Source organism: Microbacterium sp. H6 (assembly GCF_003314775.1).
Taxonomy (GTDB): Bacteria; Actinomycetota; Actinomycetes; order Actinomycetales; family Microbacteriaceae; genus Microbacterium; species Microbacterium oxydans.
Genome location: NZ_QOAY01000278.1, coordinates 4,982 through 12,265 on the forward strand (window position 1 = coordinate 4,982; position 7,284 = coordinate 12,265).

The following is a 7,284-nucleotide window of genomic DNA, read 5'->3' on the forward strand; positions in this document are numbered from 1 at the left end:
TGCGTCCGAGTGCCCGGAAGCCCGACATGTACTGATCACGCCACGTGGATGCGGCGACGACCGCGCCGGGCGTGACCGCGCCGCGTTCGGCGGCGACGCCCGCTGTGCGGGAGGCGATGAGCATCCCGATGCCGATCACGAGCCCGGAGGCGATGCCCATCAGGAGGTAGCCCATGACGGGGTCGTCACCGGCGTTGCGCAACGCCGGGCCGCCGGCGCCGAACAGCAGGATGGCCGCCGTGAGCACGACCACGCGCCACCCGAGCAGACGTGTGCGCTCGTCGTAACCCCCGGTCAGTTCAGCCGGGAGGGCGACGTACGGCACCTGGAAGAGGCTGAAGGCCGTCGCGGTCGCGAGGAAGGCCAGCAGTACGCTGATCGCTCCGGCGGTCGGACCCCACGACGGCGGTACGGCGAACGTGAGGGCGAAGAAGACGGGGAGTGCGAGCGCGCCGGTGACCATGAAACCGCGACGCGATCCGGTGCGGGCGAGCTGACGATCGGATGCGGCACCGATCAGCGGATCGATCAGCACATCCCAGATCTTCGCGGCCGTCACGATCATCCCCGCAGCGAGCGCGGCGACGCCGAGGTTGTCCGTGAGGAAGTAGGTCAGCACCAGCCCGGGCAACGTGGCATAGCCGCCGGTGCCGAGCGAGCCGATCGCGTACAGCACGATCGTGCGGGCAGACAGGCGGACTGATGCTCGTTCGGGCCGAGCCTCGGTGCTCATCGCGCCAGTGTAGCGGCGCGATGCGGCCGGATCAGATCAGCGAGAGCTCGCGCAGCTTCGACTCGACGTCGGCGTTCGACGGCTCCACGTGGTGCGAGGCATCGGGGTACACGACGACGGGGATGTTGGTACGGCCCGAGATCTCCTTCGCGACGTCTGCGGCCGCGGGCTCGGCGACGAGGTCGACATACGTGTACTCCACCCCGAGCGCGTCGAGCTGCTTCTTGGTGCGGATGCAGTCGCGGCACCAGTCGGCGCCGAACATCGTGATGGTGTCGGAGGCAGGAGAAGTCATGCACCCAGCCTACGGCCGCCCGGAGGGGCTGGCGCTGAGTGGCGGCTGGGCGTTCATCGACCGGTGTCCGCTTCGTCGGGCAGTCTCTCCACCGGCACCACCACGACGTCCTGCATCTTCCAGTCGATGTCGGTGATCCCCTCGGCGACCGCGGTCAGATCATGCAGCGCGACCTTGCGTCGGTGCGGCACGACGAAGGCCTCGATGTGGAAGACCTGACCCTGATCGCGCATGCGCACCCCTGCCTCGGCGATCCACGGGCGACTGCGCAGATACGACACGATGTCGGCGGCGAGGGGATGCGGGTGCTTGCTGTCGTAGGTGCGCGCGCGCTGATCCATCAGATCGACCACGGCCGTCCTCGTGTTGCGGAAGCCGTCCCAGATGATCCCGAGCGAGATGAAGAGCGCCGCCACGCCGTCCAGCCACCAGAGCCCGACACCCACGCCGAGCACCCCGACGATCGATGCCACCGTGGTCTGCCAGTCGGCCTTCGCCATGTCGGCGTCGGCGAAGAGGAGTTTGTTGTGCAGCACGGGGGCGAGCTTCGACTTGGCCGGGCCGTACATGAACACGGGGCCGATGATGACGACGACCATCACGGCGACCATGAGCCAACCCAGCCAGACGGTCTGCCCGAACAACTGCACCGTGCCGATCGTCGGGTGCTCGGCGGCGACCAGTCCGGTGATGGCCTCGACGGCGAGGTTCAGACCGACGGCCAGGAGCGCGACACCCGCGACGAGGTGGCCGACGCCCATGGCGCGATGCAGGCCGTACGGGTGTTTCCCTGTCGGTCGACGCCGCACGAGGAGCAGAGCCGTGAGGAACGCGATCTGCGGGATCAGCGACAGCATGTCCTCGATCCACGCGGTCCGCATCGCCTGCGACTCCCCGACCACGAGAGCGATGACGGCGATCGTGATCGACGTGTAGACGATCGTGAAGATCTCCCACTTCACCGCGCTGCGGATCGCGCGCTGCTGCTTCGGCGGCAGGGTGGTGCGCCCGAACTGCCCGGTCTCGGTCATCCGCCGACCTCCTCGTCGAGGAAGGTCTCGAGCTTCGTCAGGAACGCGTTCTCGCCGAGCGGGACGAGCATGACGATCTCGCGACCGTTCGCCCCCTGGATCTGCGTGTATCCACGGCTCACGCCGGCCTTGTCCACCCACGGGGTGTCTGAGGTGATACCTCCGGCGATGAGGTCGAGCTCGCCGTCCTCGAGCATCGACACCAGCGTCTCCTCCGAGGCGACCGTCCAGTCGGTCTCTGCGTCGATGCTCGAGGCGAACTCATCCACCAGGTCGACGATGCTCCCGCTCGGCACACCCCCGTCGACATGGACGAGGTCGCCGTCCGGCGCGGTTCCGACGCGCAGTTCGCCGCCCGACACGGTGCTCAGCGTTCCGTCCGGGTCGGCGGGCACGGTGACGCCGCAGCCGCTGAGCGAGGTCGCCAGGAGCAGGGCGCCGAGGATCGAGGCCGCCCGCGGCTGGAAGCGTTCGCGGCGTGACGATGGTCTGTTCACGCCAGCAGGATGCTCCCGCTGAGCGTCACGGCGCAGGTGGTTGACGAGGTGAGGGAGAGCGCGCTAGCGCCGAGACGGAGCGCCGCATCGGATCCATCTCTTGTAAGTAAGGGTGCCCTTACTTACACTGGGGGCATGGGCGCATGCGAACACCTGGAAGACCCCGACTGGGACGACATCGAGGGCGCCGTGCTCATCGCCGGCGATGCGGCCGATGCCGGGTTCATCGCACGCATCGCCGCGCGGCTGCCGTGGGACGCCCAGGGGGTCGTCATCCTCGAGGCGGCGGCGCGTATCCAGTTCCGACACATCGACGTCCCCGACGGGGTTTCGGTGCGGTGGCTGGTTCGCGGAGACGGTACCAGGGCCCACACGCGAGGAGAGAGGCTTGCGAACGCGGTGCATGCCTGGTGTGTCGAATGGGCCTGCAGCGAGCCGCCTTCGCAGTGGACGGTCTGGCTCGGGCCGCACACGCCACCGCACGTGGCCCGCATGGCGCGGAGCCTCCTCGGCGTCGCCAATTGAGCTGCGCGAGGGCCAATTGAGCCGCGCGACGGCAGACAGAGCCGCGCGAAGGCAGACCGGGCGGATCGACCGGGTGACCCCGGTGACCGCTCAGGCGCTCAGCGCACCGAGGCGACGGCGGGAGCGTTCGCCCCGGCGGTGATCGCGTCGAGGGCGCGGCGCAGCGACGAACTCGACGTGTGCGCCGTGTACGGGAAGTACACGACCTCGACCCCGACCTCGGCGAACTCGCGCTCCAAGCGCAGGCCCTTGTCGGTGCCGCGCCAGTCGTCGCCCTTGAAGAAGTGCGTGAACTGCACGTCGCGCCACGAGTCCATCTTCGAAGGCGTCGTCTCGACGTAGACGTCGTCGACGAACGAGATGTGCTTCACGATCTCCGCACGCTCCGCGGTCGGGATGACGGGCTCGATGCCCTTCACCTGACGCAGCATCTCGTCGCTGACGACACCGGCGATCAGAATGTCGCAGTGCTGCTTGGCGTGACGAAGTAGATTCAGATGCCCGACGTGAAACAGGTCGAAAGCACCAACGGCATAGCCGATACGCGTCCCCATGATCTCCCCAGATCAGTAATTCCCCAGTAAGCGGATCCCCATCCGCTCCGCGACTCCCACAGCCGCGGTTCGAGAGTCTAGCAGGTTCGGGTTTCCTTCCGCATAGGAACCCGTGGAACGATGGAGGCCGCACGCGATGCGCGTGAGGGACAGGGGGCGGACGTGGGGGCACGGGTCACGGTCATCGTGCCGACGTTCAACGAGCGCGACAACGTCGCCGAGCTCGTGGCGCGCACGGCCGCAGCGCTCGACGGGTGGGACGCGGAGATCCTGTTCGTCGACGACAGCACGGACGATACGGCAGTCGAGATCGCCAGGGTCGCGGCGGACGCGCCGATCCCCGTGCGCGTGCTCCACCGCTCCGAGAACACCGGGGGTCTGGGCGGCGCGGTCGTCGTCGGGCTCGGGGCTGCCGCGGCCGACGTCTGCATCGTGATGGACGGCGACCTCCAGCATCCGCCCGAGCTCCTCCCCGCCCTCCTCGCCCGGTATTCGCAGGGGGACGCCGATGTCGTCGCCGCGTCGCGCTACGTCGGCGGAGGGGATACGAGCGGTCTCGGCACGGCGGTGCGCTTCGGCGTCTCCCGCGTGGCGACCTGGCTCACCAGGGCCATGTTCCCGATCCGCCTGGCCCACAGCACCGACCCGATGACCGGTTTCTTCCTCGTCGACCGCGCGCGCCTCGACCTCTCCACGCTCCAGCCTCGCGGTTTCAAGATCCTTCTGGAGATCCTGGCCCGCAACGACATGCGCATCACCGAGGTGCCGATGGAGTTCGCCGAGCGTCGCCACGGCACCTCGAAGGCGAGCCTGCGTCAGGGGGCGATGTTCCTCGAGCACCTCGCGCGACTGCGCTTCGGCAAGATGTCGCTGTTCGCACTGATCGGCGTGATCGGAGCAGCAGCGAACCTCGGCATCATGTGGGTGCTGACGGCCGCGGGCGTGCCGTACATCTGGGCGGCGATCATCGGAGCCGAGGTCACGATCATCGGCAACTTCCTGCTGCAGGAGCGGTTCGTGTTCGCCGACATGCGCACGGATGCCCGTGGTCTCGGCATCCGCTTCGCCAGCTCCTTCGCCTTCAACAACGTCGAGGCGGCTCTGCGCATCCCGGTGATGGCGCTGATGGTCGAGTCGTGGCACATCTCGAGCGTCGTCGCGACAGGCCTCTCGCTCATCGTGGCGTTCTTCGCCCGGTTCCTGTTCCACTCGCTCGTCGTGTACGCGCCGAAGCGTCGGAGCAAGGACCATGCGGTCGGCGTCGAGCCGCCCACCGACACCGCGGCGCAACGCGTGATCAGGGCGATCGACGCCGAGGTGATGAAGCCCGGCGAGCTCTAGCGCCGGAGCGTGAAGGCGGGGCTCGAGGGCAGAGCGAAGCGGTCTCCGGAACTTCTCTCTTGCCAGGATCCGTGGCGAGGTCCATAGTTGGCTCGTGGAATCCGAGGGCAGTCCCTCCCTGACTCTCACCTGGGCGCATCGAGCCGAACAGTCGGCGCGCGCCTGGGAGCAGAGCCACGCCAGGGGAGAGGTGCCCAGTGTCTGGCCGTACGGCTTCGATGCGCTACGCGACCACGCGGCCGTGGAGGTGGTCGACCTCCCCCCGCCGAGCAGAATCGCACGGGCTCGCTCGCGACTCTCCCTGGGGCCGCGTCCCGCCCGCGGTCTTGCGCTCACCTGGGATGAGAACACGGCCTATCGGATGCAGACCACGCACCCGCGGGATCGCTTCGCCACCGGCGTGATCTGGCTCACCGACATGGCCGAGACAGACGGAGCACCGGAGCGGATGCTGGCGATGCTGCGCAGGGCGGAGGCCGCCTGGGTGCTCAGCGAGGCGCAGGTCGAGCCGCTGCGCACGATGCTGGGGGGAACGGAGACGCGGGTGTTCGCGGTGCCCTTCGGCATCGACAGCTCCTTCTTCGTCGCGAGGCCCTACCCGGCGCGGCCGTGCATCGTCAGCGCCGGCAACGACAGAGACCGCGACCCGGCGACTCGCTTCGCGGCGCTCGCGCGTGTGCTCGCCATCCGTCCGGAGACGGACGTGGTCGTGCAGACCCGTTCGGACCTCGACCCGCCGGAGGGGGTGCGGGTCGTCCGCCATCTGCCGCACGCCGAGCTGCGTGACCTCTATGCCACGGCGAGCGTCGTGGTGGTTCCGACCAGAGAGAACCTGCACGCGTCCGGGATGACGGTCGCGCTCGAAGCCCTCGCGACGGCCCGTCCGGTCGTCGTCTCCGACACCCCGGGGATGCGCCAGTACGTCGGTGAGGGGCGCACCGGTCACCTCGTTCCCGCTGAGGATCCCGCCGAGCTCGCCCTCGCGCTGCTCCGTCTTCTCGATCACCCCGAGCGCGCCGCCGAACTCGGGCGGAACGGGCGCATCGAGGTCGAGCGGCAGTTCACCACGCAGGTGATGGTCGCCGCCCTGGTGCGGGGGCTGCTGACCCCGAGGTGACCGCGTCGCGGCCCACAGTCGCTTAGCGCTTAGCGCGTCGCGCCGCGTCGCTTCACTCGCACGGCCGCGCGGAACGCGTCGGCGTGGGCACGGCCTGCATCGGCCCAGTCCCGTCGGGAGAGGTCGGGCGAACCCGTCAGCGTGGTCGCCGCCCGCCACGCCTCCACCACGGTCGGAGCATCGAGGTCTCCGTCGTACATGAGCACCCACTCCTGACCGACTTCGCGTCCGAGCGCTTCGTTCGCCTCGTTGCGGGGCACGAGCACGGGTCGGTCCATCGACAGGGCGGCGAGCACGCTGCCCGAGTTGTGCATGAACCGGTAGGCCAGCACGATGAGGTCGGAAGACGTCGCGAGCTGCACGAGCTCGGCATCGCTCAGGAAGTCGAGGTGCAGGCTCACTCCGGGGAGGTCTGCCGTCCGTGCACGGAGGTCATCGCCGAGCTCGGGGGTGGACGGGCGTCCGCCGATCCGCAGACTCAAAGCCGGTTCCACCGCGACGGCCTCCGCATAGGCGTCGATGAACCCCTCGAGGCCCTTGTAGCGGCGGATCCCGCCGAAGGAGCCGAGCTGGCCCCGAACCTTCTCCGCAGCGGGGAACTTCGCGTACCAGCCGCGGTAGTCGCCGTGCAGGATCAAGCTGTGCGGCGTGCCGGGCGCGAGCGGGGTGGTCTCGTTGATGACGATCCGGTAGTCGGTGTGGCGGTCGATGAAACGCAGCAGCCAAAGGCGCGGCGCGTTGTCGTCCGGCAGCTCGATGTTGTGCACCGTGCGCACCACAGCGATCCGACGCGACAGGCGGTGACGGAAGACGAGCGCGGCGGTGAGCAGATACTTGCCCGTGGACTTCCACCAGGTGGATCCGTGCAGCTTCGCCTCCGGCCAGTGCCAGTGGAAGGCGTCGTAGCGCCCGAACAGCGCCGTGCCCCACGAGAACCGCAGACGCGTGAGGCCCTCGGTCGAGCCCAGTGCTTCGTCGAGCATCTTGTTGTACGGGTTCGTCGTCGGACGGGGAGCGCCCAACGACTGCATCACGCGGATGGTCGATCCGGGAACGGTCATGGTGGCGTCATCCTCCGATGGGCGTCGGTACTCGTCGTAGCGTCGACCGAGGGCGGCGGCGATCGTGCCCCGTCCGCGGTGCAGGAGCCGGGTTCCCCTGGCGTGATGGGTGATGTTCGAGGTCAGGGCG

The 7,284-nt window shown here is 68.8% G+C and carries 8 protein-coding genes and 1 pseudogene; 3 read left to right on the forward strand and 6 right to left on the reverse strand.

The window, feature by feature from the left end:
* The 4 genes from DSP71_RS24270 to DSP71_RS18135 all read right to left on the reverse strand — a co-directional run.
* The coding region (locus tag DSP71_RS24270) for an MFS transporter (protein WP_258546535.1) at positions 1–733 on the reverse strand (733 nt) is incomplete at its 3' end.
* A gap of 31 nt (positions 734–764) precedes the next feature.
* Complete coding sequence (locus DSP71_RS18125; RefSeq protein ID WP_017831447.1) at positions 765–1,028, reverse strand: glutaredoxin domain-containing protein; 264 nt, start codon at positions 1,026–1,028, stop codon at positions 765–767.
* A 53-nt stretch (positions 1,029–1,081) separates the two neighbouring features.
* Complete coding sequence (locus tag DSP71_RS18130; protein WP_179516340.1) at positions 1,082–2,059, reverse strand: cation transporter; 978 nt, start codon at positions 2,057–2,059, stop codon at positions 1,082–1,084.
* Positions 2,056–2,556, reverse strand: a complete 501-nt coding sequence (locus tag DSP71_RS18135) for a hypothetical protein (protein ID WP_258546536.1) — start codon at positions 2,554–2,556, stop codon at positions 2,056–2,058. Before DSP71_RS18135 ends, DSP71_RS18130 begins: the two co-directional genes overlap by 4 nt.
* 135 nt (positions 2,557–2,691) lie before the next feature.
* Here DSP71_RS18135 and DSP71_RS18140 point away from each other — a divergent pair, with 135 nt between their 5' ends.
* Positions 2,692–3,081, forward strand: coding sequence for an SIP domain-containing protein (locus tag DSP71_RS18140; RefSeq protein WP_046746656.1), 390 nt, complete (start codon positions 2,692–2,694; stop codon positions 3,079–3,081).
* A gap of 98 nt (positions 3,082–3,179) precedes the next feature.
* Here the strand turns inward: DSP71_RS18140 and DSP71_RS18145 are convergent, their stop codons facing one another.
* Positions 3,180–3,635 (reverse strand): adenylyltransferase/cytidyltransferase family protein, encoded by a 456-nt coding sequence (locus DSP71_RS18145; RefSeq protein WP_046746655.1) that lies wholly within the window; start codon positions 3,633–3,635, stop codon positions 3,180–3,182.
* A gap of 120 nt (positions 3,636–3,755) precedes the next feature.
* On the opposite strand from DSP71_RS18145, the gene DSP71_RS18150 reads away from it, so the two are divergent.
* A complete protein-coding gene (locus tag DSP71_RS18150; RefSeq protein WP_113681750.1) occupies positions 3,756–4,976 on the forward strand; it encodes a glycosyltransferase in 1,221 nt (406 codons plus the stop codon).
* 94 nt (positions 4,977–5,070) lie between these two features.
* On the forward strand, positions 5,071–6,093 hold the full coding sequence (locus DSP71_RS18155) for a glycosyltransferase family 4 protein (RefSeq protein ID WP_113681751.1): 1,023 nt from the start codon (positions 5,071–5,073) through the stop codon (positions 6,091–6,093).
* A 29-nt stretch (positions 6,094–6,122) separates the two neighbouring features.
* Here DSP71_RS18155 and DSP71_RS18160 read toward each other — a convergent pair.
* Positions 6,123–7,284: pseudogene (locus DSP71_RS18160) on the reverse strand (glycosyl transferase group 1); the annotation flags it as partial.

Bases quoted from the DNA above. Each gene is read 5' to 3' on its own strand.
- DSP71_RS18125 (WP_017831447.1), bottom strand. From the start codon at position 1,028: ATGACTTCTCCTGCCTCCGACACCATCACGATGTTCGGCGCCGACTGG.
- DSP71_RS18130 (WP_179516340.1), bottom strand. From the start codon at position 2,059: ATGACCGAGACCGGGCAGTTCGGGCGCACCACCCTGCCGCCGAAGCAG.
- DSP71_RS18150 (WP_113681750.1), top strand. From the start codon at position 3,756: ATGGAGGCCGCACGCGATGCGCGTGAGGGACAGGGGGCGGACGTGGGG.
- DSP71_RS18145 (WP_046746655.1), bottom strand. From the start codon at position 3,635: ATGGGGACGCGTATCGGCTATGCCGTTGGTGCTTTCGACCTGTTTCAC.
- DSP71_RS18140 (WP_046746656.1), top strand. From the start codon at position 2,692: ATGGGCGCATGCGAACACCTGGAAGACCCCGACTGGGACGACATCGAG.